Origin of the sequence: Hahella chejuensis KCTC 2396, assembly GCF_000012985.1 — a bacterium.
Classification (GTDB): Bacteria; Pseudomonadota; Gammaproteobacteria; order Pseudomonadales; family Oleiphilaceae; genus Hahella; species Hahella chejuensis.
Map to the genome: position 1 here is coordinate 2,822,329 of NC_007645.1, position 25,412 is coordinate 2,847,740.

The following is a 25,412-nucleotide window of genomic DNA, read 5'->3' on the forward strand; positions in this document are numbered from 1 at the left end:
AGCAGACGTGTTAGCTAAAATCAGGCCTGTAGGCGCAAAAGTCTATCAATCGCAAGATGTTCCGGCTGATATCTCATGGAAGACTAATTATCAGTATATCTATACGAATAGTGGTACTGCGGCTTTGTCTCTGGCTGTTGCTGCGGCGATGAGAGAGAAGGCGGCGTCAATAATTGACGTCCCGGAAGTTATTCTGCCTGCTTACGCATGCCCTGATTTGGTGGCGGCGTTGATGGCGCAAGGAGCGTCTCCTGTGTTGGTTGACTTGGAGGCGGATTCTTTTTTCCTGGATCTCGAAAAGTTACAGGCTGCTATATCCGCTAATACAGTCGCTATAGTGGCAGTTAACTTTCTTGGTATGTATGAGCGCTTGCTTCAGTTAAGAAAAGTAGCTGACGCCAGAGGCGTGCTACTAATAGAAGACTCAGCACAAGCTCCGCTGCCTATCTCTGCTAATGAGGGATGTGCGGACTTTGCTATCTTAAGCTATGGTCGAGGAAAGCCCGTAAACTTGATGGGTGGAGGCGCGTTATTGTTCAAGCCAACTTATGCGGCGAGCGTTTCAGACATAGTGGCGAATCTGCGAAGCTCCCGCATTGTTGTCGATTGGGTGTGGAAGTTAAAGGCGTTTGTCGTAAACACTCTGATTATGCGTTATCCGTACGGCTTGCTGGAACGTCTGCCTTTTTTAAACATTGGCGCCACTCAGTATCATCCCCTGCAAAGCATTGAGCTCAGGGAGGGGCTTGACCCGTTGGTGTCGGAGGGAATTAAACACTTCTATATGTTGCGGGCAGATAAAGCGGCTGCTTACAGGCAAGGTTTGGCGGGAATAGAGGATATTGGTTGGACGTTGTTGGCGAGTGGCGATGGTTGCGTCGATGAAGGAAGCGCGCAAAGGGGGTTGTTAAGATTTCCTATCTTGGCGCCTTCGCGAGCAGCTCGCGACCATCTGGAAATAGAGTTGAACAGGCGTGGATATGGCGCCAATGCATTTTATCGGTTTCCTCTGCATCGAATTGAGGGGGTTAAATCAAGGGTTAAAAATGGCGATGCCGATTTCCCTATCGCCAGTACGTTTGCGGATCGGTTGTTAACGTTGCCTTGTCATGAAGGGATTACAGACGATGAGGTTGCTGACGTTATCGCTATAGTGAAAGCGGCGGCGAAGTTAGATTGCTAGGTAATTTCGTCTTTGCAAATAAAAAGGGGCGCTTTTGAGCGCCCTTATTTTTGTGTGGCGACTTGGTATTCCCAGAGTCGCCTCTAAGCTTGGTTTATTGACCGGCGGCTTTTGCAACCTCGTCGTAATGAGCTTTAATCTCTTCAGACTTGCTATCTAACTCGATCGCTTTTTTCAGGATGGGAAGCGCGCTTTTCGCGTCGCCATTCTTGTATACGATCCAGCCATAAGTATCGGCGATAGCAGCGCTTTCCGGCTGTAATTTATAGGCGTTCTCCGCCAGTTCCAGCGCCCTGGCGTCGCCTTTTTCAAAGTAGAGCCAGGATAGGTTGTTAAGCGCCACGGCATCATTGGGGCGGATCTGACGCAGTCTTTCATACTGCTCGATCGCTTTGTCAGGCATATTGTTGGCCTGATAGCCCATGGCAAGCAATGTGATGGTTTGTGGACTGTTTGGTTCAATGGAAACCCACTCTTCAAGTGGTTTCAAAGATTTTGCGCCAGCCTGAGCTTTTTTCAGCGTTTCGTGCATCTTGATGGCCAGAGACTGGCTTTGCTTCTGATACCAAGCTAGTTGGAATGCATTGATCGCTTTTTCGTACTCGCCTTTGCTGTAGTAATGGTCCCCTTCCACTTCATAGGGCAGGGAAGAGTCGCTAAACTCCTTTTTGATTTCGTTGAGGAGTTTTACGCCTGCGGCCTCATTGTCCGTTAGAAACTCAGTTTTAACGGGTAGCAGTCTTGCTTCTATGCGGTCAGGCAAAGTCTTGGCGACTTCTGTGGCTAGTTTGCGAGCGTCCTCATTCTTTTGCGCCTTAATTAGGCTGGGAATTTCCAGAGTGGCGACCAGAAGAGTTGTGCTTTCCAGCTGGGAGCCAGCTGAGTCCAGGCCTTTCGCTTTGTTCAGGAACTGACGGGCTTTATCGAACTCGCCAGTGCGAGCGTAGAACTCGGCCAGAGTAAGGCTGGGCGCTGCTGTAGTCGTAACATTATTGGCGATTTCCTCTAAGTAAGAGGTGGCTTCCCCTAGCTTGTCCAGCTTGTTGGCGGCTTCAAATAATGCGCGGATAAGCGCTAAGTCTTCTGGGAACTGTTTAACTGCGCTTTTGGTTTCATCGAGCAATTTATTCCAACTCTGTGTTTTGGCGAACAACAGAATGGAGTTGCGATAAGGTGTTTTCAGGTCAGGAGAAATCTTCTTGGCCTGCTCGAACGCCTTCTCTGCTTTGTCAAACTGATCAAGACTGGAGTAGTAGGCTCCTTCCGCATTAAACGCTAATGCGCTGTTTGGAATAGCTTTCTTCCAATCTTCGATTTCCGTTTTGGCTTGATCGCCTTTCCCCGCTTTGGCGTAAGCGGAAACCAGAAGCGCGCGAATACCCTCGCTCTTAGGATTTTTATCCTTGCTGTCAGAGAGTAGGGTGATGGCCTTGTCGGCTTGGCCATTGGCCAGATAGGCTTTGCCTAGTTTGTCGACCAACACCGCATTGGAAGAGTCCAGCGCCAACGCTTTCTCAAGCGCCTCTACGCCACTTGCCAAATTGCCTGACTCAAGTTCCGCTACGCCGTAAATCGATAGTGAGTCGGGATCTTCCTTCGGTAGTTTTTCTACCAATCGGGCTGCGGCTTCGGGCTGTTGCAGTTTGAGTTTGGTGGCCGCGAGCGCTTTGGTGACGGCGCTATTGACATCTTCTGTAGCGAATTGGCTCAGGTATTTATCCGCTGCTTCCCAGTCGCCCTGCTGATATTTCACCATGCCCAAAAGAACACCGGCTTCTCTGTGTCCAGGCGCTTTTTCAAGAATACCTTTCAAGTATTCTTCAGCTTTTGCGTAGTCTTTGTTCTTAACTGCTTCGAGTGCAGAAACATAGCTATTCTTAATGCTGCCTGGGCCAGATTTATCCAGTACTTCCTGATAGGTAAAAGCCTCGGCATGCTTGCCCTGGGCGCGTAACACTTCAATTAGCTCTGAGATGGTTTGATATTTTTGCAGGGTCATCAGGTCATATTGACCAATGTCCTCCAGCGCGCGCACATATGCGTCTTCGGCTGCAGGGAAATTCTTTTCCAGTGCCGCCATTTTTGCTTTCCAGAGCCAGACGTCGGAGTCATTCGGCGCAAGCTCCTCTGCTTTTTTCAGTTCCGCCGCCGCTCCGTCTTTGTCATTCTGAAGGAATGAGGCTTTGGAGAGGCCAAGTAAAGCCTGAAATGACTTTGGGTCGGATTGTAATGCTTTGTTGTATAAGGTGCGGGCGACGTCGGTGTTGCGTTTGGAAAGTTCTATGTCGCCTCTCACGTTATCCGCCCGAGCGGACAGGGTCGCATTTGGCTCCTCAATTTTGTTCAGCTCAGTCATGGCCTCGTCAACTTTGCCGAGCAACAACAGAGATTTCGCCAATCCGACGTGGGCTTCGTTAAGCTCGCCTTTTGTCGCTGTTTCTGGCTGAACTTTAAGCATTTGTTCATAGGCGTCTTTTGCTTTGACGGCGTCGCCGGTAATCAACAATGTTTCAGCAATGATCAGAAAAGGCTTTCTGCTGGAAGGGTTGAGATTGATAGCGTTTTGAGCTTCACGAATACTTGCTTTTAGCTGCCCTTGTTTCTGAAAAAAGCGAGCCTGATCCAAATGACTCTTGAACTGAATTTCTTCCTTGGTGGGGGCGCTGTTGTCTTGGCCGCTGCATGCAACCAAGAGGCTGAATGCGGCCATAATTATAATTTTAAGGGATACTGCTTTTCGAAGTAGCATGATTGTTTCCTTGATTCACCCTGTATCAGGAGGACGAAATATTGTACTTATCGGTCAGGGTTATACAGCGTCGGTCGGGTTATGCCAAGCAACCTGGCCGCTTTAGCCATATTGTTTTGAGTAGATTGCAGTGCTTGAATTATAGCCTGCTTTTCCGCCTCTTCGCGGACTTGGCGAAGATTCAGAATATCCCCGGCGAATTGAGGTTGTTCGCCGAGCTCCAGATCCTTGGCTGTTATTTTCTTTTCGTCGCACATGATGGTTGCGCGTTTTATTTTGTTGATCAGTTCACGAACGTTACCCGGCCACTCATAACATTGAATGGCGCGGATGGCGTCGTCACTGAACCCAATGACGCCCTTATCAAGCGTTTTCGTAAAGTTCTCCAGCAGCGATCTGGCGATCACGATAGAGTCGCCCATACGCTCGCGCAAAGGAGGAACTTTCAAGGTGATTTCGCTGACCCGATAGTACAAGTCTTCCCGGAAATTACCTTCGGCGATAAGCTGGGTGACTTCTCTGTGCGTTGCGCAAATGACGCGAACATCGACAGGGATTTCTTTCATCCCGCCCACGCGTTCAATGACGCGTTCCTGTAGGAAGCGCAGCAACTTGGCTTGCAGAGACATTGGCATGTCGCCGATTTCATCCAAAAATAGAGTGCCGCCGTGAGCTAACTCTATTTTTCCTTTTTTCATTTGAGTGGCGCCGGTGAATGCGCCTTTTTCATAGCCGAACAACTCGCTTTCCAGTAGGTTTTCAGGAATAGCGGCGCAGTTGATGGCGGCGAAATTGTGGTCTGCGCGAGGACTCAAATCATGAATCGCCCGTGCGAGGACTTCCTTACCTGTGCCTGTTTCACCAAGAATGAGAGTGGTGACGTCGGCGGGGGCGATTTTCTCCACCGTTCGACATACCTCCAACATTTGTGTGCTGGAGGCGATGATGCCTTTCAGGCGGGAGGTGGATTTGCTTTGTTGGAGCTCGCGGTTTTCATGCTCCAGTTCGTACAAGCGGAAGGCGCGATTAACGACGAATGACAGAATATCCGCGTCAAGAGGCTTCTGATAAAAGTCGCTAGCGCCCATACCGATAGCCTTCACCGCATTTTCGCGTTCTTCGCGGCCGGTCACGACGATGATTTTGGTCATCGGCGCAAGTGTGAGAATTTCCTGAAGCAACGCAAAACCTTCACTGGCTCCGCCAGGATCGGGAGGTAGACCCAGGTCAAGAGTAACGACCTGTGGTTCGACGCGTCGAAGATGCGACAGGGCTGATTCACGGTCGTCGGCGACGAAGACTTCTGTGTCCTCAAAACACCAACGCATCTGGCTTTGAAGACCCGGGTCGTCTTCAACAATGAGTAGTTTTTTTTTCACAGACTGATCGAACCTTAAATATCCATGAACGGAGGTATGTAGTTTTTGGCGGTACATGTTAACAGGGAAATCCCCAAAGACAACAGAGGAAGAATGGCCTGTCAGGATATTTTACTACTTTGCTTGTCTTTACTGGTTAACCGCCTTCATATTGCTGAATCCGGGGGCGGGAACGGCGGCGCCGACGATGGGAATTTTGATCGTAAAACAGGTCCCTACGCCAACTTGGCTAGTCACATCGACCGACCCTCCGAGTTTGCGAATATATTCTCTGCTTTGGTATACGCCGATACCCATACCAGTTAATCCTTTAGTGCTTTCGAAGGGTTTGAACAACTGGCCTTTGATAAACTCATCCGTCATGCCGCAGCCGGTATCTTGTACGAACACGACGACCCAGCCTGCGCTACGCTTCACGGAAACACTGACGTCGCCCGTTTTGTCTGTGGCGTCTTGTGCGTTTTGGATCAAGTGCACGAAGACGCTCTTCAGTTTGTCCCGGTCTGCGGTGATGGAAATGGCTGAGCTTTCACCGCTGAAGGACGGATGAGGCTCACGCTTGGACTCGTTGGCGATGACCTCCTTGATCAGGGCGACCAGATCAAACTGGGTAATTTCGTCTTTGGTGACGGGGTTTCTTATTTGCACCAGCAGATGGTTCATTTTTTTCAGGGCGTGCTCGGTGGTGCGAATCATGTCGTCAATGAAGACAGGGTTGGTTTTATGCCTTTCTGCATTGTTTACCAGCAACGACAGCTGGGCGATGATCGTTTTTAAATCATGCACCATGAAGGCGGAAGTTCTATTTACCGCTTCAAACTGTTTTGATTCGGAGAGTCTGTCCTGAGTCTGCAGTAGCGCCAGGTAGCCGCCAGCCTGACGGGCGACGATTTTCAGTAAATCGTAGTTCTCCCAGTTAAGCTCTATTTTGGCGATAGGTTCCGCGATCAGGACAAAACCAAACAGGCTTTCTCGAACGAACAACGGAACGACAAGCCAGGGTTTTTTGGTGTTCCAGATGCAGTCCGGTATTTCCATAAGATGATATCGGGTAGGGTCGATCTGATATTCCTTCAAATTAACGACCCAGTCGCCCTGGCTCAGAAACTCTATCAGCTCAGAGCTGACATCAATTTTATCGAACTTGATCTCACCCATATTCCAGAAGGCTTTCGCCGAGAAGCTGTTGTCCTCGTCTCTTAGCCACAAGGCGCCGGCATGGCTCTCGACCAGGTTGGACATAACCCGGATGATTCTTTTTTCCAGCGCTTCATCGGAATCTAGCGCGGTGAGTAAGCGGGTGATGCTCAGCCACTCTTCCCGGTAATCATATTTGTAGTTAAAGAAATGTTGACTGATGAAAACCATAAGTCGGGCGCGTAACCAGGCGGAGCTGCCCAGCAGGACCAGAATGATGGTGGAGGAAAAGAAGAAAATAATCAGTAGCGCCTCGGACCATGATCCTCCCGCGGTGTTGATGTAGTAGCCGCCAGCGGACATGATGAGGAGATACAGGCCGGCGAACACGAGGGCGCTGGTATGGAAGACGAACTGCCTTGATATTTGTACGTCTATCGGCTGCTTACGCGTGTTGACCATGGTGAGCGCCACCAGCGGCGCGCAGATAGTGTTCACTGCGCCTCGAGCGTCCCAGAACGGCGCGGAGATCTTGTTGAACAACAGCGCGTCGGAGTACAAAAAGAAGTCGTAGATATAAAAAGCGCCAATGCCCAAACAGAGGTAGCGGATGTTGGAGCGCTTATAGCCGGTGGCGTTGCGCCATACCTGCTCCAGCATGACCAGTCCCGCCAGCGAAACGCTGATTTGCCCGAGCAATAGCCATTGTCCTGAAATGAGCGGTTCATCAGTGAAACTGCGAGTAAAGCCCGCCACCAGCATAACCGCCAGTACGGCGATAATGGACATGCCAAGCCAGTATTGTGTTGGCGTGTTGCTTTTTTTGGGGCTGAGATTGATGCCCAGAATAATGAAAAGAACGCCGATCCAGGCCGCGTTGCGAACAACTTCAAGGCAGTAACGGGTGACGAAAGAGGGGGCTCCGATAGCCTGCTGTGCGGCAAGAGCTCCCAGCCAGATAGATGTGACCAGACAAGCGGTCAACAACGCTCTGTCCACAAGGCGGCGCATATAACCCCTTGCGAGCAGAAGCGTAATAAGAAAGTAAACCAGGGCGCCAGTTGCGTGACTGATGGCTCCGAAATTAATAACCATACTGCGATACTAGGCCCGTCAAAGATGTCAAAGTCAGATCAGATGGATTCGTCAAGTATGCTGAAGGAAATGAAGGCTGTAAATATCGCTGTGGCGACGATGACCGGCAAGGATGGATTAGCCAACATGAACAAGCCAGATATTAACCAGACATTTCTTACTATTTTCTTCTTCCATCTATATAGCCCTGTCGTTCGGCGCAGGCTCGGATGCCTGCTCGCTTCCTCTTCTGTAATGACTGCGCCTGGGTGGTAATACCGCTTCAGTGCGTAGTCCATCAAATCGAAGTGTCCCATGTCGACTTCTCCGCGTATGCGTTCGTCTTAAATAAAAAGTCTAGTACATACGTGAAGAAGCCGCACAGGGCAAGTATGGGTCTACCGAAGTCTCTCAGCGTCGCCTTTTTAAGTTACGGTAATAACTGAAAATTTCATCCAGTGAATATTTCGGAGTGAACCCGAAAGTTGATCTGAAAAGCTGGCCGTCGATGATCACTGGATATTTGAAATAATTCAGCAAATAGGGAGGGAACGATTTAAGTTGCAGCATGTTGCTTATTAGTCTTGGCGCAATCGGAGGAACCGACCAAATTGGGATTTTTACACAGTCGCAGCGATCCAACGCCTCCTGGTAGGCGACCCAGTCCTCTGTCGCCACATTATAGATGCCCCGATGATCGCGGCTGTTGATGACTGCGACAATCGCCTCCGCCATGTCTTCAATATGGATGAACTGCATCATCGGGGAAAAGCCCGCCAGCACTGGGCAGTACTTGCTAGAGAGCAGCAGAGACATGGTGTTCCTGACCTCTGGGCCTACGATATTGCACGGGCGCAGAACAGTGATGTTCAAATCCGGATACTTCCAGAGATAAATATTGGCCAGATTCTCCAGTTCCACTGAGTCGATCAAATCCATGGTCAATTCCGCCGCTTTGAGAGGGGCTCCTTCATCAATCAGAGCGGGATTGTAGGCGTTGGCTCCATACACGTGGTAGGTGGAGAGAATAATCACCTTCTGGATGTGGTATTTATGACACAGGTCCAAAAGACGGTGAGATCCAAGCACGTTGGAGTTGTAACGGCGCATTCTGTTTTCTTCACTGGCGATCATTCTGCCAAGGTGGATAACGCCGGTGATGTTGTGTTTACGGAAGATGTCCTCGAAGCCGCGCTTGTTAACGTCAATCCGGTAGCTGGGAACGTCGTCGCCCAAATACACCTGTTCACGAAAATCCACCGCAATGACTTTGTATTTTTCCCGCAAGCGCGCAATGACCTGCTGGGCGAGGGCGCCTGCGGCGCCGGTAACAAGTAACTCAGGTTTGGTCTTTTTTCTTCTTGCAGCCATTAAAATACCCTTTTCCGTTCATGCAGTCCCTTGTCGATCAGGCGGCTGACCTCTGCCTTCACTTTATCCACGCGTTTGCTCACTTCGTCTTCCGTAATCTCCCCTGGCTCGAAATGTAGTGGTTCGCCAAAGTTCAAAATGACCTTCGCCGGGAAAATAAAGGGAATGGCGATGGGGGCGTAAGGAATCCCGAGCATCTTCGCCAGCGGAGCGATATTGGCGATGGCGGGAATAGTCTCTTCACAGCCCACCACCCCAACTGGAACAATTGGGGCGTTATGCTGCATGGCGAGATGCATGAAGCCGTTGCCGAAGCGTTTCAGTTGATATCGGTCCCGGTATAGTTTGCCGGAGCCGCGGACGCCTTCTGGAAAAACGATGATGGCTTCCTCCCGTCCTAGCATTTTGGCGCAATTTACGGGGTCTCCCAGCACAGCTCCCATTTGGTTGAGCAGGTTGCCAATATAAGGAACTGTGGGGAAGAAGCGCTCGATCATAGCGCGAGGAATACGGGGGTTAACTTTACGGGTGGCTAGCGCATAGGCGATTAGTACGCCATCGATAGGAAGCTGGCCGCTGTGATTGGCGACGATCAGCGCAGGGCCGGATGCGGGGATGTTTTCAATGCCGTGAGTCTCAACCCGGAAATACTTTTCAAAGATGGGTTTGAAGAGGGCCATTGTGACGATATTGGTGTCTACATTGAGGCCCCAGGGATCATATCCAAGAGTGCCGACAGGTTTTGCGATGTTTGTATATTGGCGCTCCAGTTCCTCTGAGACAAAAATCCTTCTTAAAAGGGGGCGTAGTTTCATGTCATTTATCCTTGGCGACATTGCAGCGTTTTTCTTATGTCTTATGGGCCGCTAGTATATCGATAAGGATGCATTGATGAAATCTGAAGCTGCATCATAAGCTTCTGATTTTGGCGCTAAATACTTTCGTTATATGAGTTTGTGAGCGAGATCAAAAAAACCCGAAACCCAGGGAGAGGCTTCGGGCTAGAGGTGTGAGTAGTATCCATGAAAGACTTCCTACATGACTGACCAGCAGGGTTGAGCAAGTCAGTCATCTTAAGTATTGATCTTTTACACATATTTACAAATCGAAAGTGATTATTTTTTAATCATATTTTCTTATAACAATGTAAGAAGCCTTTCATGAATGATATATAGCAAGGTTGGCGGATCAGTTATTCCAATTTGTCCTGATAATCCGGCAGATCGTCGATATAAAGGTCACTCTCTTCGGGAGAAAGTTTCTCGTTGCCGCTCCATGGCAGTAACCGGTAACGGGATTTGCTGTGCGAAAAGTCAACAAATGGGTATTTGATGATGTCGAAGTAGGGGGAGTAATCAAAGTCGCTGGGGGTGCACAGTTTCGGATTGCGACGGAAAAGTTGGATGCCCTGCGCTGAAGTTTTTTTCACCAGAGGCAGAATGGGGTACTGAATAGAGTTGAAAGCTTCCGCGATCATGGTGGAGCAGACGGTTTCCGTTGGTAATCCTGGGTGAGACCGAAATAGAGAGGAGCGCCAGCGCCGGGGCAGGATAGTCCAGGGCAGTAGAAAGCGAAACAGATCAAAGATCTGGCGGATGTTGTAATTGGCGCCCAGTTGTCGGATAGCGTAATTCAGTACATTCTGCGCGTCCTGATAATTCAGTTCTCTGGGCCGGCATATGCGGACATGGTCGCGCTCATAAGAGGATAAGGGGCGCACTACTGTTCCCCGACCCAACTCACTTTCGACGATAAGCTGTATATTGGGTTGTCCGTCGTAGTACTCGGAAATTCTCCGGCGCGTATAGGGGCTTTCAACCTCATGGAGGCGGCCGATATACAATGCGGCGTGGGACCAGCGGCTTTGAGTCACAACCTTGATGACCTCGCTGACTCGTGAGCGGCCCTCCACCAGAATGACGTCACAGGGGCGAATTTCGTGACGCAGGCGGTCGAAATTACTCAAGGGGATCTCAGCGGCTGGTTTTTCTTTTACCAGCCAGTCCACAAGGGTGTCGAATACTCCGGTTTTTATGCCTGCGCCCATTTCGCTACTCTGCGCCCACCTGTGAAAATCCTTTATGTGTTGATTGCGTCGCCAGTGATTGCTCCTATCACTTTATACTAAATATATAGCACGGGCTTTATATACCTTAAGCGTCTTTATCTTCCGCGCCTGCTTTTTGGGCGGCTCGCAGTTCTCTTTTCCAGCTTTGCACCGCCACTTGCTCTTTAGACAGCTCAAGAATGTCGATAATGAGCTCTATCACTTGCTCGTCCAATTGCATTAAGGCTCCGCCGCTACGCACATTAAGCTGCTCAAAGCTGCTTTTAATCCCATCAATATGGTCGGGGATTTCCAGGTCTTCGAGCAGATTGGCGATAGTGCTGACCACAATATCGGCGATGGTGTCCTCCAATCTGCCGGTGATGTTGCCGCCAATAAATGGGATGGCGTTAACGCGCTTGAAGTTCGTATGAGACTGCATTGCGTCGGTGAGGCTGCGACGCAGTTTGGCGACGAGAGGATTGTCAGGATTGGAGCGCATATTGCCGGACAGCTGAGTCACCATGTGCGACCAGGTTTCCGCCAGCACAGGCAATCTTGGCTCAACTATTTTCTCTGCAATGCGCCGCCCGATTTCGGAGTCATGACGCAGGTCTTCCTGGATGCCGGAAATGACCTTGACCACGACCCGATCACTAAGCTCTTCCAGGAATACGTTGTAATAAAAGGCGAAAAACGTGAACAGTTTGGTGTTGGCTATATCGATAATCTTATATTTGTGCAGGCGGTAGATAATCGAGAACACGCGCAGGAAACGCAGCAGTCGGGTGGAGCCCAGCGGGATGCAGCCAATCAGGTCATACCAGTGTAGAAACGGAAAAAAGTACCAGCGCTCGAACGTTTTTTCTTTTATGGCGACGAACCAGCGCAGTAAAAACTCAGAAATAAATAACGAGACAAAGGCGAGGTCCACCAATAAAAAGTTCTCATGCATCAACATCAGGGGTTCATGCAGCCAGGGAGTGTAGTTGCGCGTCAAGAACTGCATCGCTGCTGTATCGAAGAGAGCGTCAATAATGATTAGAGACAGGTTAATAACCAGCATGAACAGCATGAACAGATCAAGGGCGATCCATATTCCCTGACGGCTTTGCCTGAGGTGCTCATAGTCGATTTTTAGCAAACAGCGCTCCTTAAAGTTGTGTTTATTTAATTAGATAACACGGCTAGCCTATTTAATAAAGGCGTTCACGCGCGTTAGTATGTCGCATTATTTGGCGCGCGGCGTTTAGAAAATCGAAGCGCGCGGATGCTGTAAAACAGTGTGGCAAATGGAATCGGCGGCGAATTGAGTGCATGACTATGACTGATCAGGACAACAACCCTAATTCCCCAAAGCAGGTATCAAAGAAAATAAAGGACTCGGCGCGTCAAATCTGGTTGGCTGGGCTGGGCGCTTACAACAAAGCGGAAGAGGATGCAGGCAAAGTATTTGAGAAATTGGTTCAGGAGGGTGAGGAGTTGGAGAAGAGAACCCGGGGCGTATTTGAAAAGCAGTTGAAGGCGGTTGAAGACCGGGTGGAAGAGGTGAAAGACAAGGCCAACACCACTTGGGATAAACTGGAGCAGGTCTTTGATCAAAGAGTCTCGCGCGCTTTGCACCGTTTGGGTATGCCCACCTATAAAGAGTTTGAGGCGCTACGTCGGGAAATTGAAGAATTGAAAGCAAAAATCGACGAGTTGGAGAACGCCAAAAAGGGCGGTAAATAAAGCCGGCGTCCTTTATAGAACTCCAATGCCGGGCGTTAAGAGAGATACTCCCGGCTCATGGCCATCAGAGCCTGCCTTTCTCCGTCGCGCAGATATGGCGCGACCAGCGACATGACCTGATATACCCCATGCGATAAATCGATATCCTGCGCGTCTGCAGGGTGGCGAATGAGGTCGAAACTTGGCCAGTAAGTAATAGTCAGGACGATATTGTTACAAAGCGCCTCCAGCTCTTCATCGCTGCCGATCAGGATGTCCTGATCGCGAAGGCTTGAGCATATCGTCAGGGACGCTTCCGTCTTTTTATGAAGGATTTTTTTAAAGCGAGGGCGGATGCGTTCATAGCGCTGCAGAATATTCACCAGATCTTTGTAGAGAAAGCGGTACTCGGCGATTCTTTCAAAGATCAGATGTAGAAACAGCCATTGATCTTCAATGCCGATTTCCACATTGGGAACGTCAAGCAACTCCAGCATCTGCTGTTCAAAGCGCGCGAAAAGCTCATGCAGGATCTCGGTTTTATTTTTGTAATGGTAGTAAAGGTTGCCAGGGCTGATATCCAGTTCGTCCGCAATCTGCAGGGTAGTGACATTGGGCTCTCCGAACCGGTTGAACAGTTCCAGGCTGATGTGGATGATGCGCTCCCTTGTTTTCATGCAACCTTTCTTAGCATCCTGTGGTTTCCAAGTCCCGATAATAATTCACTTTTCGGGCGTTCAAGGCAATTCCGGGCGGTGAAAATCGATAATTTATTACCCAAAGCCTGTGATAACCAAAGTCCCTGGAAAGGGGCGGCGTCACCCCAGATCAAAATCAGCCCAGATCGGGCAGTGGTCGGAGGCTTTCTCCATGCTCCTGATCTCGTAAGATACGCCTGCGTCAACGCAGCGCGCCGCCAACGGTTGTGTGGCCAGAATCAGGTCAATACGCAGGCCGCGCTTGGGATTGTCCTCAAAGCCGCGACTACGGTAATCGAACCAGCTGTAGCGATCTTTGACGTCAGGGAAATGCTGGCGGAATGTGTCCACAAGCCCCCAATCCAGCAGGCGGTTCAGCCACTCTCGCTCCTCGGGCAGGAAGCTGCACTTGCCGGTTCTTAGCCAGCGTTTCCGGTTTTCTTCGCCGATGCCGATGTCGCTGTCCGTATGGGAAACGTTCATGTCTCCCATCACCACTATTGGCTGATCCGGGGAGCGTTGCTGCAGGAAGTCCAGCGTTCCGGCGTAAAAACGTTGTTTGTTGGGAAATTTGTCGGGGTGGCTTCTGTTCTCACCCTGAGGAAAATAGCCGTTGCAAACTACAAGCGTTTGGCCGCCAACTGCGTACTCGCCCACAATCCACCGTTTATGCGCCTCTTCACCGTCGCCTTCAAATCCCTTGAAACAGCGCAACGCGGGCTGCTTGCTGAGCAGGGCGACGCCATAGTGGCCCTTTTGCCCATAATACTCCGCTTGATAGCCCATCTCGTTGATGGCTTCTAGTGGAAACAGCTCATCGATGACTTTGGTTTCCTGCAGGCCGATGATGTCCGGTTGATATTGGCTGATAAGTTCTTTCAGCTGATGAAGACGTGAACGTACGCCGTTTACGTTGAATGAGACGATCCGCATGATAAGTACCTACCGGAAAAGGGAAATTGTTCTACATGTTGCGGGCCAATATACCGAACAACGTTGTCTATATGAAGAACCAAATCCTTGCGGAAGTCGTATATAAATGAGTCAGGGCGTTTTACGCCTTGGCGTAGGGTAGGGAGGCTCTTATCCCGTTGTTTGCGTCACATTTGTTTATTTGGTTAATGGAGGCTGAAAGTGGACAACAGCAAGCGCCCTCAGATTGGCGTCAGTGCTTGTTTATTGGGCGAGCAGGTCAGATTTGACGGCGGTCATAAAAAGTCTTCTTTATTGACTGATCGGCTGCGGGATGTATTTGATTTTCAGGCTTTTTGTCCCGAAGTGGCGATCGGTATGGGCATACCTCGTCGCCCCATTCGTTTGATCGAGCGGGGTGGGCAAGTACGAGCCGTGGGTTCCAAGGATGCAGATCTGGACGTTACAGACAAGTTGGCTGGTTACGCTGCGTCGCTGGAAGCGAAAATTTCCCATTTGGATGGATATGTTTTCATGCAGAAGTCGCCCAGTTGCGGCGTCTTCCGGGTGAAGCTATACAACGAAAGCGGCGACGCCGTTATTGGCGTCAGAGCGGGCGTCTTTGCGGCGAAAGTGATGCAGGCGCATCCCAATATGCCGATCGAGGAGGCGGGGCGGTTAAATGAGCCAGCGTTGCTGGAAAACTTCGTTGTCCGGGTCTGTTGTTATCGAGAATGGAAAGAACAGGTTCTGGCTGCGCCTTCGCCGGATAAGCTGCAGGCCTTCCATCGCCGATATAAGTATCTACTGATGGCGCATCATCCGCAGGATCAAATTCTGTTGGGCAATATTGCCGCTCAAGCCAGAGCGGGCTCGATGAAAGGCGTATTGGAGCAATACGAGACCAGTCTGATGCGCTGTCTGGCCCATCGAGCGCAACGAAAGAATCACTTCCATGTGCTAACCAATATTTCCAAAGTGCTGCGTAAGACAATGAGCGCCTGGCAAAAGCGGGAGTGGGATGCAGTGCTAACGGATTACCGCCATGGCGTTATTCCCTTAGTGGCGCCGTTGACGCTGTTGAAACACTACTGCTCTGCAACGCAAGATGGGTTTCTTGCTGAACAGGCCTACTTGCAGCCATATCCTTCACATTTAGGGTTGAGAAACGCTATTTAAGCGACGTAAGTCGGGCGCTTCTACGGGGAGGCGTGCTCCTCCCCGCTGACTCAAGGCTTGCGGTAGAAGTGGGCGATGGTTTCGTCTTCGAACTTGTGGAAGAAGTTGCTTACTTCGCCAATGCGCACATATTGAGGAAGCGTGCGCTCTGGATTGGAGCCCTTCTGCATGACCTTAATATCCTCGTAAGCGCCTTTGATCTTGGAAAATCTCGCCTTCAGCGCGCAGCAGACGACTTGCTCCGGCTGTAAGTCATGGCGCTCAGCCAGCATCATTTTGATTGGCTCCTGATCAACGGTTCCCATGCTTTCTTCTGTATGAAGGTGATGGGGGCGAACCCTGTTTATCATCATCTGCGAGTAGCTATTCGGCTGTTTTCTGGCGAGAAGCCTGAATTGCTCCCAAAAATAGTTGTCCGTCAGATAACAGAACTCGTCAATATCAGTAAGACACGCCTTTACATACTCTCCCACGTCCGGCTGACCAATGACTTCCTCCATCGCTTGTCGCAACAGCCAGTCAAAGCCGATGGACGTTTTATGGCCATAAACTTTGCGATACATCTGGTGGCGTGAATACACAAAATCCTCCAGCGCTCCCAGGCCCTTTGGAGTTATGGCCAGGCCCATCCAGTCAGATTCCGGGTCCCAGCCCACATGCAGGTTCTTCAGCAAATGGTCCAGGTTGAAGCCGCCAATGGTCACTGATGAGTGGAATCCATCCCGCAGCATGTAATCCGCGCGGTCAGCGTCAATTTCACCGGATACGATCAGACGTAACAGGCGGACGATGTGTTTTTCCGGCTGCTTGGGCGTTTCCGTCGAACCACTGAGCAATGGCCAGATTAACTCTGCATGCCGGGAAAACTCGGGCGTCACTGCGCCGGTGGTTGTTTCCATCAGCGCGGTGACGTCAAGGGCGGAATAGGGCGTTTGTTCGGAGTTTGGAGCGAGGAGTATTTCCCACGCGCAGCGGACGGAATAGTGTTCATGCTCAAGCTTTTTCGGGCGCTGTGGGTACAGAGCCGCCATGTTCTCATCGCTGATGTTGGCTTGAGCCCATAAACGTTGAAACGGTTCACTGGTTCCCAGCATGGCGGCGATGCTGGGGACTTTTGAAAACTGATGGGAGAAACTGCTATGTCCGCAGTCGTGCAACAGGCACGCTAGCCGCGTCAACTTATTGAAAAAATCAATCGACTCCAGCGGCAGAGAAGAGGATGCTTGCGTGGTTCTGTGCCTGCGCATGCAGGATTCCATCAATCCCCTGAACATTTTATGTCCGACATGCATGACGCCGATGCTGTGAAGAAAGCGCGAGTGAGTGGCGCCCGGAAACACCAACGAAAGAATGTCGTTTTGACAAATGTGGCGTAAACGCTGGAAGAGAGGGTGATCGATGACGCGAACTTCGTGCTCAAACAGCGTAATTGCGCCGTGTACAGGGTCCATTATGAGGCGATCTCTGACGCCCATAAGATCGTATAAGAACTTATCCATGCTGAATAATTAAGAAATTGGATAGAGAGAAATGCGTATAAAATCTCATAGGGGCAATTAGTATGATAATTCTAATTTTTGACATTATGTTGCAAATGTATCTTGCAGGTCGAGCGGTTGTCCGCTAAAAACAAAGTAACGAGCTACAATAATATTCACTATGCCAGCTGTCGACCTACCCCAGTGTATAAAAATAGCTTAATAAGTAAGTGGCGCATGAGCCATGGCTGATCTAGAGGAAGCTCTTCTCATAATCGACTCCGACGAGGATGTATCCCGTCACATGAAGGAACACCTTACGTCCAGGGGATTCCATGTGGTGCATTGCGCGTCGGTCAAGTGTTTTACTGATCTCAAAGCGCAAGTCACTCCTGACATCATCATAGGCGACCTCACTTCTGACGACATTAAGTCGTTGTATTCGCTACTCAAAGACGTTCACCCCAGACCCCCCATCGTTATTCATAGCAAGCGCGCGGATGCGGAAAATATTTTAGGCGCTCTGCGATCCGGCGCATCTGACTATATCGTCAAGCCCGTGGCGGATGTCGCTGTGCTTGATGAAGCGATTCAGCGACAGATCGATCAAGTGCGCGTGTACCGTGAAAATCAGCAGTATCGATATGACCTTGAGCTGGCCAATAAAGAGTTGCGTGCGGGGCTGGAAGAGTTGCAGGCGGACCAGCGCGCAGGTCGTCATGTGCAGATGAAAATGCTGCCTGAACGGGAAGTGGAGTACGGTGGCATTCAGTTTGATCATTGCATCAAGCCGTCTCTATATCTCAGCGGCGATTTTTTTGATTATTTCCGTTTGAGCAGCGATAAGATTGCTTTCTATTTCGCGGATGTGTCCGGTCATGGCGCATCGTCAGCCTTTGTGACCGTGCTGCTTAAAAACTTGAGCAATCGACTGCAGCGTAACCTGCGCCGGCAGTCCAGCGATGACATTTTATATCCAGATCGCTTCTTAAAGCGGGTCAACGCCGAGTTGTTGGACACAGATCTTGGCAAACACCTGACGATGTTCGCTGGCGTCATTGATCTGCAAACCCGGGTATTGAGCTATTCCATGGGCGCTCATTTTCCCATGCCGGTGATGTCCGTGAATGGCGTTAGTCGATACCTTGACGGAAAAGGCCCGCCCGTGGGCTTATTTGACGATCCGGTTTATCCCTTGTACGAAGAACCGCTGGCGCCGGGATTTTCCCTTGTTATCTGCTCCGATGGACTGCTTGAAGTGATTAATGCCAAATCACTCGCAGAAAAGGAGCAAGCATTGCTTGAAACCGTGCAGGAGGCGCGTCACACTATACCTGAACTGGAAAAAGCGTTCGGGTTGAGGTGGATTACCGAATTGCCCGATGACATAGCAATCGTGTCTATTATGGAAACGACGGTGTAATTGATGTCAGGGTATAAAATACTCCAGGCGGAAAAGCAGGGTGTTTACGTACTGAAGTTTATCGGAGAGATCCGACTGAATTTGTGTTCTACATTGGACCATTTGATCGACGAGATGAAAGAAGATCAGTCTTTCATTACGGTGGTCATTGATCTTACAGAGACGAGTATTGTTGACAGTACGACGCTTGGGCTCCTCGCAAAGATTGGGATCTTCGCCAAAAAGCACCGCAAAATTTTACCCACTATCGTATCCACCAACGAGGATATTACTCGTTTAGTGTTGTCGATGGGGTTTGATCAGTTGTTTATTATCGTTGAAAAAGCCGCCACAGATATTGAGCACCTCTCAGAAATTCCTATTCTTTTGGCTTCAGAGCAAGAAGTGCGTGAGAAGGTTCTTGCCGCGCACAAAGTTCTTATGGAGCTGAATGAGAGTAATCGAACCGCTTTTAAAGACTTGGTGCAGGCATTGGAATGTGATCAAGGGCCTGCATCCTCGGTATCGTACTGATTCCACTTGAAGGCTAGTATGGGCGTTGTCCGTAAGCGCCCAAAGGTCTCCCTTTAATCTCCCGGCGCATCTTCTCAGATTGTCATATCTTTTTTGTATAAGCATCTAAGGCTAAGCTTTTAGTCATTCTTCCTGTGCGCCATGTTTTGGTGGCGGAATGAATGTTGGCGCGCAGGTGGCGGGACATGGCTTTTAAACTACCGAAAAGTGTTAGAAAACTTCCACTTGGACGCTTACACTGGCGTTAAATGACAACCTAAACACAGTTAGTTCTATGGAAAAATCACAAAAAGTCACTGTTCTCGGTGGCGGCAGCTTTGGTACTGCACTAGCGAATATTGCGGCGGGTAACGGCTACCCCACCGTTCTGTGGATGCGAGACCAAGAGCGCGCTGCGGAAATGAGCAAGACGGGGGAGAACGCCCGATATCTTCCCGGAGTAAAGCTGAACGAAAAGCTGATCTGCACGTCAGACATGCAAGAGGCGGTGGCCAACAGCGACTTGGTCCTGGTGTCCGTGCCGAGTAAATCCTTCGGCGATGTGGTGCGGGATGCGAAGCAGTACGCCAAACCTGGACAATTCTGGCTGAGTACGACCAAGGGGATTGATGAAAAAGGCTTCAAGCTGATGAGCGACATCCTGCGGGAGGAGTTGACCGAGCAGGAAATTGGCGTAATCAGCGGCCCCAATTTGGCGAAAGAGATTGGGCAGGAAAGTCTGGCCGCCACAGTGGTCGCCAGCAACAGCGAACCAGTGCGGACGCTGGTGCAAGACGTTCTTAGCTGTCGCTACTTCCGTGTTTACGCCAATGTTGACATGTATGGTGTAGAGCTGGGCGGCGCACTGAAAAACATTTATGCGATTATCGCAGGATTGGCCTCTGCCCTGGAGCTTGGCGAAAACACTAAGGCAATGCTGATTACGCGAAGTCTTGCGGAGATGAGTCGTTTTGCAGTTTTCATGGGCGCGAATCCGATGACATTTTTGGGGTTGGCTGGCGTAGGTGATTTGGTGGTGACCTGCAGCTCGCCCCTCAGTCGTAACTATCGCGTAGGCTTTGCGTTGGGCAAGGGCGAGAAGCTGGAGGATACCGTGGCGGCGTTGGGGGAAGTGGCGGAAGGCGTCAATACCACGCGCCTGGTGCGGGACAAGTCCAGGGAGTTAGGCGTAGAGATGCCTTTGGTGGAAGGGCTTTATAAAATTATTTATGAACACTTTCCCATCAAAGAAGTGGTCTCCCAGCTCATGCAGCGCGAGCAAAACAGTGATGTCGAGTTCGTATTGCCGCGCTCGGAAGCAAACTGAGGGATTCTCTCATGCGAACCTGTTTTTTTATGCGTCATGGCGAGGCGGAAATGCGGGCTCCATCTGACAGCCTGCGTGAGTTGACTGCATACGGCCGCACGCGTACGCGAGAAGTCGCAGAGCGACTGGCGAGCCATCATGAAGGCGAGTTGACGCTATTACACAGCCCTTATGTGCGCGCCACGCAGACCGCTGAAATAGTCGGCGAGATATTCTCCCGCATCAAGTCTGTTCATGTTATGGAGCTGGCTACCCCGGATGATGACCCCAGAGCCTGCCTGAATGCGCTGGAGCCATTTGCAGGCCACAATTTTATTTTGGTTACCCATATGCCTTTGGTGGCGGCGCTTGCAGCTTTGCTGGAGCATGGCGGCAGCTTTCCTTCCACAGGGTTCCAGACCAGCGAAATTCGTGAATACGAAATGCCGGTCTGGGGTCTTGGGTGCGGAATGGAAAAAAGCCGAATCTATTAAGCCAGCAGCTCTTTCAGCACCTGAGCGGCGGCTTCCAGGTCTTTCCTTCTGGTGTAAAAATGGGGAGAGAAGCGAATGCCGCCGCCTCGGGACGCGCAGATGACGTTTTTATCCATTAATTGCTGATGAAGCTCAGGCATACTGCGCCCTTTGATGGTAAAGGTAAGGATGCCGGCGCAACGATCCTCATCGCTTGGCGTAATGAATTCAATACCGTCGATGTCGGATAGCAGGGTTCTCAAGGCGGCGACATTGGCGCTGATTTTTCCGTAAACCTGCTCAATGCCCACTTCCGCTAACAGCGCCAGACTGGCTTCGAGAGCAAAGATTCCCAACATGTTGGGGCTGCCGCACTCAAAACGGGTCGCATTCGGCGCTGGCTCCCAGGTATCTTTGCTGTAATCGCCCCGGTCTTTCACCATGTGCCAGCCGTATTGGGTGAGCTGCAGACTTTCCAGGCGCTGTTTGTTGACGTAAAAAACGCCAAGCCCCTCTGGTCCCAGCATCCATTTATGGCCGTCCGCCATCAGGAAGTCGATATTGTCCCGTTGAACGTCAGTTGGGCAAACTCCCAGGCTCTGAATAGCATCGACGCAGAACAGAATATTGCGGCGCTTCAACTCGGCGCCCAGAGACGTCAGCTCCATTTTTAAGCCCGTACCGTATTGCACGGAGCTGATGGACACGAGCCGGGTTTTGTCTGAGAGCGCATCCAGCACGGCTTGCTCGGGCGTCGCGGCCTGCATGAGTTTAGCGAAGACAACGCGTACGCCGAACTTCTCTTGCAGAGACTCCCAAACGATGCGGTTGGAAGGGAATTCTTGATCGGAAATGACGACTTCATCACCCGCTTTCCAGTCCAGCCCATAAGCGACGAAAGACAGCGCTTCTGAGGTGTTTTTAACCAGGGCGATTTCGTTGATGCTTTCGGCGTTAACCAAGTCTTTGAGCAGCAACCGTAAAGAGCGTTCCTTTTTTAGCCACTCTGGATAATGGGTGGCGCCTGTCTTGAGGTTCTCTCTGGCGAAAGCTTCAATAGCGGCGACTGCGCGGGAAGGCCAGGGGGCGACTGCGGCGTGGTTGAGGTAGGTGATGGACTCGTCCAGAGGAAATTCATCGGAGACCAGACGGTCAAAAGAGACGTTGTCTAAAGGCATGGGTAATATCCGCGTTTTGTCGCCGTAGCGGCGACGGTTATTCCGTTATGGTAGGCGTCTTTAAAAGGAGGACTCTAGTATGGGGGGCATCCCTATTCAATACGTAGAACCTGTTTTCAGGGCGCCCGCGCGCGCCAAACAAAAACTGGTGCGGTGCTTGCTCCGTTTTAATGGGCTACTACTAAGCAGCGATGTCTCAGTAGTCCTGAACAACGGTCCTGTGACAGGACCCGACTAACTAAACAAGGAGATAGAACCATGCAGGTAAGAGAAGTGATGAGTGCGAAACCCGAATTTCTGAGCGCTGATGCGACGATTCGCGATGCTGCGGTGCGTATGAAGGAAAAAGGTTGCGGTTGCGTGCCGGTGGCCCGCAACGATCGTCTGATAGGCATGTTGACGGACCGCGATATCACCATTCGCGCGGTGGCCGAGGGCAAGGGAATGGATGAAAAAGTGGGCGATCTCGTGCAGGAAAAAGTGTTGTACTGTTATCAGGAGGATGATGTGAAAGACGTATTGAAAAACATGAAAGAGCAGAAAGTGCAGCGCCTGGTGGTGCTGAAGGGTAAGGACGACAAGGACTTCGTGGGAATGGTCACGGTGGGCGATATCGCCGACAAGTGCGCTGACAGCGACATCTCCCAGTCTATCGCCAACTGTTGTAAGCATTACCACTAAGACGGTCGGCGGGGAAGACGACAGGGGATTGCCTCCGCTTATAGGCGGTAAAAGAGACTGAAGGGGTAAAAGTTACAGATGCATTGCATAACTTACACACCATACGCCGATGGCGGAAGACGATAAGCCTCACAACCTTACCCAAATGCTGGATCGGCTGGAGGAGCGGAGCCTTTCCTGTGAAAGGGTGTCCATTGAAACCGTGCTGGAAGTGACGGGGCGGCGCTCCTTCGGGCCCATCCTGCTGTTGGCGGGGCTGATTCCGGCTTCGCCGCTGAGCGGCGTGCCGGGTCTTCCCACGTTGACCGCGCTCGTCGTCCTCCCCGTCATCATCCAGCTGCTGCTGGGGCGCAGGTACTTCTGGCAGCCCAGCTGGGTGTTACGACGCAGCATAGACAAAGACAGATTCATGCAGGCGCTGAACGTCTTACGCAAGCCAGCTCTATGGGTTGACCGCTACGTCCACCCGAGGCTGCAAGTTCTCACTAAAGGGGCGGCGGTGTATCTTGTCGCGATTGTCTGTCTGGGCATCATAGCGCTGATGCCTCCGTTGGAGCTCGCGCCATTCGCCAACTCACTCAGCGGCGCCGCCTTGTCCCTGTTCGGATTGGCGTTGATTTCCCACGACGGATTGCTGGTTTTGATCGGATTGATTCTTTGCGGCGTCACTGTAGCCCTGATGATGTACACTTTTAGTATGGGTATGTAACGCTGGTATGGGTATGTAAAGCCGCGTTATTTCCCGTAGTCTCCACTTTTATAAACCCCTTCATCTTCTTCGTGCGTCATCTATCATTCGGTTTTATTAATCAGGCAGACAAATAGAAGGAAGCTATTTGTCTGCCTGGTGACCCCAGGCGGTGTGCGGTGCGTAAACGGTTTGGTTTTGTGGGGGGGGGCTTCCGTCCCTGAAGCCATCTGTTCGCAGCTTATCGCCCGCAGCTTTCCCTCTCCCACAGGATTTCATGATGCTGTCAGGCCGCCATTTTTTGGCATTTCTCGGCGCATTCCCGACAAGTTTGCGCGCACTCCTCGCAATGAGACGCGCTGAACTTGGCGCATTCTTTTCCGCAATCTTCGCAGATATCCGCGCAAGCTTTACATATTTGGCTTGAATGCGCGCTGCTGCGCGCCATAAAGGCGGCGGCGACGCGGCAGATGACCGAGCAGTTGATGGTGAGTCGGATACAGTCGGCCATCTTGTGGACATCCTCTTCCTGCAGGCAACTGTCGGAGCAATGATCGCAGATATTGGCGCATTGCTGACAAGCTTTGATACATGATTCATAGAGTTGGTGGCCCATTGGTTTTCTCCTTTCCTCTGTGGTTAGGCCATGCGAATGCCGCAAGTATGGGGCCAATGTCATGATGAGGCGCGAAGAAATTAAGAGGCCGTCATGAGCGCTTAGCCGGGCCTTCGGCTATCGGCACAGGCTTTGCAGTCGACCAGTTAAAGGGCGTGAGTGCAGAAAGGAGAAGCCAATGAAGATGCAAGTAATCGCGGCGGCGCTGTGGCTGATGGGTGGTGTATCCGCCGTTGCTCAGGAAGACGTCGACCTGGAGAAAATCGATGCGACCTTCGCCAGTCTGGACTACGTATCCCAACACGGCGTAAAGCGCTGATGCGTGTCTTGCCGCCGTACGCCTTGAAGGATAACCCGCCTCAACAAAGGAGAATTCGCCATGCCTTACGACAGCATCAGCAACCTGCCCGACAATGTCAGAGGGGTATTGCCCAAGCACGCCCAGGAAATTTATCAGTCCGCTTTCAATAACGCCTGGGAGCATTATAAAGATCCGGAAGAGCGCCGCGGCTCCGCCTCCAGGGAAGAAACCGCGCACCGGGTGGCCTGGTCGGCAGTGAAGGAGAAGTATGAGAAAAAAGGCGACGAGTGGCGTCCTATTAACCAGACAAACAAATAGTGTTCTGGCCAAACCCCACCGGACACTTTTCTTCGAGAATTTTCATAATTAATCGGCGACATATCATTGTTCGCCGTATGCAGTCTTTCGAGATCGTAATATCTCATGTAGGCTGCGACATCCTGCTTCATGTGTTCCCGGGTAGGCTGGGGGATTTTTAATATCCAGTCATGCTTAAGGCGTGCTCGGAAAAGACAAAGAGAAATTGCTGCAGAAGGTGGATATGGACATACCTCATCCTGAGCAAATTTATCCGCGGCGACAAGCCATAGGATACAGGGCCTGACATGTGTAGGCCCTGCCGTTTCAAACAAATAGAAGGAAGCTATTTGTCTGCCGGATTAATAGGAATGGCGACGTGGTCTTTAGTTTCCGGTTTTATGCCGCGTTAGCGGATTTTGAGAAGGAGCCTGGTTTTGAGTGAGAAATATCCTCTTATACGTTCTGCTACAGAATTGTCTGAACAGTTAACAACGATCGCCAACGCCAAACGGCCGCCTGTCGAAACTTGGAACCCGACAGTGGAAGTGAGCGTTGATATCAGAATTCAACGTGACGGCAAATGGTTCTACCAGGGCAATCCGATAGAGCGCATGGCTTTAGTCAAACTATTCGCCAGCGTCCTCAAGAAAGAGGGGAGAGATTACTTTCTGGTGACCCCGGTGGAAAAAGCCAAAATAGAAGTGGAAGACGCTCCCTTTGTCATCACCGCTATGGAGCGATACCAAAACGACGCCGGCCAGCCATGCATCATACTCACGACTAATCTGGACGAGAGCGCCCTGGTTTCCGAGAAACACCCAATCAGAGTACAGATTGACCCCATCACCGAAGAACCGTCCCCCTATGTCGGAATGCGCTCAGGAATGGAAGCACTGATCGGACGTAACGTGTTTTACCAACTGGCGGATTTGGCGGAGGAGCGGGTTATTGGGGGAGAGAGCGTGTATGGGGTGGAGAGTGTTGGGGTGTTTTTTAGGCTTGGGTAAGGGAATGTAAGCAAATGTAGAATTTTGAAA

General features: G+C 50.9%; 25 protein-coding genes and 1 pseudogene. 13 read left to right on the forward strand and 13 right to left on the reverse strand.

The genetic code is table 11. The features are described 5' to 3' along the window. Positions 1-7 precede the first annotated feature (7 nt). Positions 8-1,183, forward strand: a complete 1,176-nt coding sequence (locus tag HCH_RS12415; protein WP_011396600.1) for a DegT/DnrJ/EryC1/StrS family aminotransferase — start codon at positions 8-10, stop codon at positions 1,181-1,183. A gap of 94 nt (positions 1,184-1,277) precedes the next feature. Here HCH_RS12415 and HCH_RS12420 read toward each other — a convergent pair whose 3' ends face one another. The 3 genes from HCH_RS12420 to prsK form a co-directional block, all read right to left on the reverse strand. Next, entirely contained in the window at positions 1,278-3,893 is a 2,616-nt protein-coding gene (locus HCH_RS12420; protein WP_158304955.1) for a tetratricopeptide repeat protein, read from the reverse strand. 86 nt (positions 3,894-3,979) lie between these two features. Further along, the gene (gene prsR, locus HCH_RS12425; protein WP_011396602.1) at positions 3,980-5,311 is read right to left on the reverse strand and encodes a PEP-CTERM-box response regulator transcription factor; all 1,332 of its coding nucleotides are present in this window, start codon (positions 5,309-5,311) and stop codon (positions 3,980-3,982) included. Between the two features lie 129 nt (positions 5,312-5,440). Further along, a complete protein-coding gene (gene prsK, locus HCH_RS12430; RefSeq protein ID WP_049780938.1) occupies positions 5,441-7,543 on the reverse strand; it encodes an XrtA/PEP-CTERM system histidine kinase PrsK in 2,103 nt (700 codons plus the stop codon). A 57-nt stretch (positions 7,544-7,600) separates the two neighbouring features. Here prsK and HCH_RS12435 point away from each other — a divergent pair, with 57 nt between their 5' ends. Beyond that, the gene (locus HCH_RS12435) at positions 7,601-7,798 is read left to right on the forward strand and encodes a hypothetical protein (RefSeq protein ID WP_041598612.1); all 198 of its coding nucleotides are present in this window, start codon (positions 7,601-7,603) and stop codon (positions 7,796-7,798) included. Positions 7,799-7,933: 135 nt separating this feature from the next. Here the strand turns inward: HCH_RS12435 and HCH_RS12440 are convergent, their stop codons facing one another. From HCH_RS12440 to HCH_RS12455, 4 genes are all read right to left on the reverse strand, one after another. Continuing rightward, the gene (locus HCH_RS12440; RefSeq protein ID WP_011396605.1) at positions 7,934-8,893 is read right to left on the reverse strand and encodes an SDR family oxidoreductase; all 960 of its coding nucleotides are present in this window, start codon (positions 8,891-8,893) and stop codon (positions 7,934-7,936) included. Continuing rightward, positions 8,893-9,708: a lysophospholipid acyltransferase family protein gene (locus HCH_RS12445; RefSeq protein ID WP_011396606.1), complete on the reverse strand. Its 816-nt coding sequence runs from the start codon at positions 9,706-9,708 to the stop codon at positions 8,893-8,895. Before HCH_RS12445 ends, HCH_RS12440 begins: the two co-directional genes overlap by 1 nt. 377 nt (positions 9,709-10,085) lie before the next feature. Continuing rightward, positions 10,086-10,940, reverse strand: coding sequence for a YiiX/YebB-like N1pC/P60 family cysteine hydrolase (locus HCH_RS12450; RefSeq protein ID WP_011396607.1), 855 nt, complete (start codon positions 10,938-10,940; stop codon positions 10,086-10,088). Between the two features lie 106 nt (positions 10,941-11,046). After that, positions 11,047-12,084, reverse strand: a complete 1,038-nt coding sequence (locus HCH_RS12455) for a hypothetical protein (RefSeq protein WP_011396608.1) — start codon at positions 12,082-12,084, stop codon at positions 11,047-11,049. A 173-nt stretch (positions 12,085-12,257) separates the two neighbouring features. Between HCH_RS12455 and HCH_RS12460 the strand changes: the two genes are divergently transcribed. Further along, positions 12,258-12,671 (forward strand): phasin family protein, encoded by a 414-nt coding sequence (locus tag HCH_RS12460; RefSeq protein ID WP_011396609.1) that lies wholly within the window; start codon positions 12,258-12,260, stop codon positions 12,669-12,671. 35 nt (positions 12,672-12,706) lie between these two features. Here HCH_RS12460 and HCH_RS12465 read toward each other — a convergent pair whose 3' ends face one another. Beyond that, positions 12,707-13,327 carry a TetR/AcrR family transcriptional regulator gene (locus HCH_RS12465; protein ID WP_011396610.1) on the reverse strand — a complete coding sequence of 207 codons (621 nt, stop codon included), beginning with the start codon at positions 13,325-13,327 and terminating at the stop codon, positions 12,707-12,709. Positions 13,328-13,468: 141 nt separating this feature from the next. Continuing rightward, positions 13,469-14,281, reverse strand: a complete 813-nt coding sequence (xthA, locus tag HCH_RS12470; protein WP_011396611.1) for an exodeoxyribonuclease III — start codon at positions 14,279-14,281, stop codon at positions 13,469-13,471. 201 nt (positions 14,282-14,482) lie between these two features. Here xthA and HCH_RS12475 point away from each other — a divergent pair, with 201 nt between their 5' ends. Next, positions 14,483-15,439 (forward strand): DUF523 and DUF1722 domain-containing protein, encoded by a 957-nt coding sequence (locus tag HCH_RS12475; RefSeq protein ID WP_011396612.1) that lies wholly within the window; start codon positions 14,483-14,485, stop codon positions 15,437-15,439. 50 nt (positions 15,440-15,489) lie between these two features. Here HCH_RS12475 and HCH_RS12480 read toward each other — a convergent pair whose 3' ends face one another. Beyond that, positions 15,490-16,890: an HD domain-containing protein gene (locus HCH_RS12480; RefSeq protein WP_202945306.1), complete on the reverse strand. Its 1,401-nt coding sequence runs from the start codon at positions 16,888-16,890 to the stop codon at positions 15,490-15,492. 271 nt (positions 16,891-17,161) lie between these two features. On the opposite strand from HCH_RS12480, the gene HCH_RS12485 reads away from it, so the two are divergent. From HCH_RS12485 to sixA, 4 genes are all read left to right on the forward strand, one after another. Then, positions 17,162-18,340, forward strand: coding sequence for a SpoIIE family protein phosphatase (locus HCH_RS12485; RefSeq protein WP_011396614.1), 1,179 nt, complete (start codon positions 17,162-17,164; stop codon positions 18,338-18,340). A 3-nt stretch (positions 18,341-18,343) separates the two neighbouring features. Continuing rightward, a complete protein-coding gene (locus HCH_RS12490) occupies positions 18,344-18,853 on the forward strand; it encodes an STAS domain-containing protein (protein WP_011396615.1) in 510 nt (169 codons plus the stop codon). Between the two features lie 274 nt (positions 18,854-19,127). After that, the gene (locus HCH_RS12495; protein ID WP_011396616.1) at positions 19,128-20,159 is read left to right on the forward strand and encodes an NAD(P)H-dependent glycerol-3-phosphate dehydrogenase; all 1,032 of its coding nucleotides are present in this window, start codon (positions 19,128-19,130) and stop codon (positions 20,157-20,159) included. A gap of 11 nt (positions 20,160-20,170) precedes the next feature. Next, the gene (gene sixA, locus HCH_RS12500; protein ID WP_011396617.1) at positions 20,171-20,632 is read left to right on the forward strand and encodes a phosphohistidine phosphatase SixA; all 462 of its coding nucleotides are present in this window, start codon (positions 20,171-20,173) and stop codon (positions 20,630-20,632) included. Here the strand turns inward: sixA and HCH_RS12505 are convergent. After that, a complete protein-coding gene (locus HCH_RS12505) occupies positions 20,629-21,789 on the reverse strand; it encodes an aminotransferase class V-fold PLP-dependent enzyme (RefSeq protein WP_011396618.1) in 1,161 nt (386 codons plus the stop codon). The genes sixA and HCH_RS12505 overlap by 4 nt on opposite strands. Before the next feature lie 258 nt (positions 21,790-22,047). On the opposite strand from HCH_RS12505, the gene HCH_RS12510 reads away from it, so the two are divergent. Together HCH_RS12510 and HCH_RS12515 are read left to right on the forward strand one after the other, a co-directional pair. Further along, positions 22,048-22,470, forward strand: a complete 423-nt coding sequence (locus HCH_RS12510) for a CBS domain-containing protein (RefSeq protein ID WP_011396619.1) — start codon at positions 22,048-22,050, stop codon at positions 22,468-22,470. 109 nt (positions 22,471-22,579) lie between these two features. Beyond that, positions 22,580-23,179, forward strand: a complete 600-nt coding sequence (locus HCH_RS12515; RefSeq protein ID WP_011396620.1) for an exopolysaccharide biosynthesis protein — start codon at positions 22,580-22,582, stop codon at positions 23,177-23,179. Positions 23,180-23,444: 265 nt separating this feature from the next. On the opposite strand, the gene HCH_RS12520 is transcribed toward HCH_RS12515, so the two are convergent. Then, the gene (locus HCH_RS12520) at positions 23,445-23,774 is read right to left on the reverse strand and encodes a four-helix bundle copper-binding protein (RefSeq protein ID WP_011396621.1); all 330 of its coding nucleotides are present in this window, start codon (positions 23,772-23,774) and stop codon (positions 23,445-23,447) included. Positions 23,775-23,952: 178 nt separating this feature from the next. Here HCH_RS12520 and HCH_RS34220 point away from each other — a divergent pair, with 178 nt between their 5' ends. Continuing rightward, a complete protein-coding gene (locus tag HCH_RS34220) occupies positions 23,953-24,093 on the forward strand; it encodes a hypothetical protein (protein WP_011396622.1) in 141 nt (46 codons plus the stop codon). Between the two features lie 60 nt (positions 24,094-24,153). Beyond that, on the forward strand, positions 24,154-24,393 hold the full coding sequence (locus tag HCH_RS12525) for a ChaB family protein (protein ID WP_011396623.1): 240 nt from the start codon (positions 24,154-24,156) through the stop codon (positions 24,391-24,393). Positions 24,394-24,413: 20 nt separating this feature from the next. Here HCH_RS12525 and HCH_RS34365 read toward each other — a convergent pair. Next, positions 24,414-24,584: pseudogene (locus tag HCH_RS34365) on the reverse strand (IS3 family transposase); the annotation flags it as partial. Positions 24,585-24,809: 225 nt separating this feature from the next. Between HCH_RS34365 and HCH_RS12530 the strand changes: the two are divergent. Continuing rightward, positions 24,810-25,382, forward strand: coding sequence for a DUF1285 domain-containing protein (locus tag HCH_RS12530; RefSeq protein ID WP_011396624.1), 573 nt, complete (start codon positions 24,810-24,812; stop codon positions 25,380-25,382). Positions 25,383-25,412: the final 30 nt, after the last annotated feature.

Excerpts from the sequence above, each read along its gene's own strand:
- HCH_RS12420 (WP_158304955.1), bottom strand. The coding sequence starts at position 3,893 with ATGGCCGCATTCAGCCTCTTGGTTGCATGCAGCGGCCAAGACAACAGC.
- prsK (WP_049780938.1), bottom strand. The coding sequence starts at position 7,543 with ATGGTTATTAATTTCGGAGCCATCAGTCACGCAACTGGCGCCCTGGTT.
- HCH_RS12435 (WP_041598612.1), top strand. The coding sequence starts at position 7,601 with ATGCTGAAGGAAATGAAGGCTGTAAATATCGCTGTGGCGACGATGACC.
- HCH_RS12440 (WP_011396605.1), bottom strand. The coding sequence starts at position 8,893 with ATGGCTGCAAGAAGAAAAAAGACCAAACCTGAGTTACTTGTTACCGGC.
- HCH_RS12445 (WP_011396606.1), bottom strand. The coding sequence starts at position 9,708 with ATGAAACTACGCCCCCTTTTAAGAAGGATTTTTGTCTCAGAGGAACTG.
- HCH_RS12450 (WP_011396607.1), bottom strand. The coding sequence starts at position 10,940 with ATGGGCGCAGGCATAAAAACCGGAGTATTCGACACCCTTGTGGACTGG.
- HCH_RS12460 (WP_011396609.1), top strand. The coding sequence starts at position 12,258 with ATGACTATGACTGATCAGGACAACAACCCTAATTCCCCAAAGCAGGTA.
- HCH_RS12465 (WP_011396610.1), bottom strand. The coding sequence starts at position 13,327 with ATGAAAACAAGGGAGCGCATCATCCACATCAGCCTGGAACTGTTCAAC.
- xthA (WP_011396611.1), bottom strand. The coding sequence starts at position 14,281 with ATGCGGATCGTCTCATTCAACGTAAACGGCGTACGTTCACGTCTTCAT.
- HCH_RS12480 (WP_202945306.1), bottom strand. The coding sequence starts at position 16,890 with ATGGACCCTGTACACGGCGCAATTACGCTGTTTGAGCACGAAGTTCGC.
- HCH_RS12485 (WP_011396614.1), top strand. The coding sequence starts at position 17,162 with ATGGCTGATCTAGAGGAAGCTCTTCTCATAATCGACTCCGACGAGGAT.
- HCH_RS12490 (WP_011396615.1), top strand. The coding sequence starts at position 18,344 with ATGTCAGGGTATAAAATACTCCAGGCGGAAAAGCAGGGTGTTTACGTA.
- HCH_RS12495 (WP_011396616.1), top strand. The coding sequence starts at position 19,128 with ATGGAAAAATCACAAAAAGTCACTGTTCTCGGTGGCGGCAGCTTTGGT.
- sixA (WP_011396617.1), top strand. The coding sequence starts at position 20,171 with ATGCGAACCTGTTTTTTTATGCGTCATGGCGAGGCGGAAATGCGGGCT.
- HCH_RS12505 (WP_011396618.1), bottom strand. The coding sequence starts at position 21,789 with ATGCCTTTAGACAACGTCTCTTTTGACCGTCTGGTCTCCGATGAATTT.
- HCH_RS12510 (WP_011396619.1), top strand. The coding sequence starts at position 22,048 with ATGCAGGTAAGAGAAGTGATGAGTGCGAAACCCGAATTTCTGAGCGCT.
- HCH_RS12515 (WP_011396620.1), top strand. The coding sequence starts at position 22,580 with ATGGCGGAAGACGATAAGCCTCACAACCTTACCCAAATGCTGGATCGG.
- HCH_RS12520 (WP_011396621.1), bottom strand. The coding sequence starts at position 23,774 with ATGGGCCACCAACTCTATGAATCATGTATCAAAGCTTGTCAGCAATGC.
- HCH_RS34220 (WP_011396622.1), top strand. The coding sequence starts at position 23,953 with ATGAAGATGCAAGTAATCGCGGCGGCGCTGTGGCTGATGGGTGGTGTA.
- HCH_RS12525 (WP_011396623.1), top strand. The coding sequence starts at position 24,154 with ATGCCTTACGACAGCATCAGCAACCTGCCCGACAATGTCAGAGGGGTA.